Origin of the sequence: Methanocalculus sp. (genome assembly GCF_029762515.1) — an archaeon.
Taxonomy (GTDB): Archaea; Halobacteriota; Methanomicrobia; order Methanomicrobiales; family Methanocorpusculaceae; genus Methanocalculus.
Genome location: NZ_JARVGN010000507.1, coordinates 1 through 1,388 on the forward strand (window position 1 = coordinate 1; position 1,388 = coordinate 1,388).

The 1,388-nt window shown below is 61.1% G+C and carries 3 protein-coding genes; all 3 read right to left on the reverse strand.

The window, feature by feature from the left end; genetic code table 11:
- Positions 1-425 (reverse strand): hypothetical protein (locus tag QCH34_RS12670; protein ID WP_300334664.1); only part of this gene is annotated, 425 nt, incomplete at its 3' end.
- The gene (locus QCH34_RS12675) at positions 426-728 is read right to left on the reverse strand and encodes a hypothetical protein (protein ID WP_300334666.1); all 303 of its coding nucleotides are present in this window, start codon (positions 726-728) and stop codon (positions 426-428) included.
- Between the two features lie 128 nt (positions 729-856).
- Complete coding sequence (locus tag QCH34_RS12680) at positions 857-1,156, reverse strand: hypothetical protein (protein WP_300334668.1); 300 nt, start codon at positions 1,154-1,156, stop codon at positions 857-859.
- Positions 1,157-1,388 lie beyond the last annotated feature (232 nt).

The following is a 1,388-nucleotide window of genomic DNA, read 5'->3' on the forward strand; positions in this document are numbered from 1 at the left end:
TGGGCGGCGGCGGCGAACAGATCGCCCTGGCTCTCGAATACCCGGCTCGCCACGGTGTAGATCAAACCGTTCGCCTCAAGGATGGGCTCGTTGCAATGCGGGCACTTCGGAGCGGTGCGCCCGTCAAGGTGTGCCCGCTCTTTGTTGATGAACAATGCGATCGCACCCGACTGGCAAAGGTCGGCGGCGATGCGGTTTTTCTCCTTCTCGATGCGGTCCCGCTCCTGTGCCACGAGTGCGGGGGTGCGGGCGTGCTTTTCGGCCATCCGGCGCTGTCGATCTTCGATCTCCTGATACTTTGCGATCTGATCGTCGGTCAATTGCGACCCATATTTCCGCATGATTTCTTCCCGGCGCTGCATGGCTGCGATCCGGTCTTCGAGTTCATCGATGCGTGACACGGGCTGTTCAACTGCCTTCGCCATTTATGCACCTCTGATGTTGCCCATGCGGTCGATTATGACCCTGTGCTCGGGTTCTTCCATTGCAGCGAGTGCCGCCTTCTCACGGCGGTTTTCAAGCACCATGATATCGAAGAGAAGGCTTGAAGCGCGCTTGTTCAGGTCTGCCAGGGCCCGGGCGTCTTCCGCCGCTCTCGCCGTGGGTGTGCGTTTGTGCGTCGCGGTGGGCGCGGGTTTGCTCGGGGTGCTGTTCCCTATCGGCCGGAAGGGGCCGAAGATCGGCACGTCGAGGCGCCGAATTCCAAAGGGTCTTGATCCTTCAGTCATTTTATCACATGCGATTTTGGGGGGCATGACCCGGCCCCCGGCGGGTTGTTTTTTCCATGGAGGAGACCAGAGGAGACATAGGCCTCGCCGGGCGGGTTGCCGCCCGCACGGGTCATCGGCCGATCTGGTCATAGGTATGCGTCCTCCTCGTCGAGGACCACAACGGACTCGCCCATGCGCGGTGCGGGTGCTGGCTCGGTGTCGCGGGCAAAGACCACACGCACCCCGGACGCAACCTTCTTGATATGCGTCCACTGGCTCACCTCGTCCGCGTCTGCGAATCGCACCGGACCGGCCGGCGTGCTGATCACGTCGTCGGCGAAGAGCTCGAGGAGTTCGGCGTCGGTCATGCTCTTGACAGCGCACGGGCGGCGGACTGGTGCCTGCTCGAGGTGGTCGAGTCTTCGGCGGAGCGTGTCGCGGGTCATGGGTCCGCCTCCGACGGAGGGATATCGTCGATGAACACCACCCCGCGATAACCTGGCGGGGCCGTTTCGCCATTGGCAGGTGTGATTATTATGGCAGGGGGTTCGCCGTGCTGATGTTCCAGTCGTTCAATTCGGGTTTTAATGGTCTCTTTCATTCTCTCACTCTCTCTCGCGTTTTACCTTCCAGGGCGTCGAGGCGGACCTCGATATCGCTTAATTCAGAATCTTTCAA

Bases quoted from the DNA above. Each gene is read 5' to 3' on its own strand.
- QCH34_RS12675 (WP_300334666.1), bottom strand. From the start codon at position 728: ATGACTGAAGGATCAAGACCCTTTGGAATTCGGCGCCTCGACGTGCCG.
- QCH34_RS12680 (WP_300334668.1), bottom strand. From the start codon at position 1,156: ATGACCCGCGACACGCTCCGCCGAAGACTCGACCACCTCGAGCAGGCA.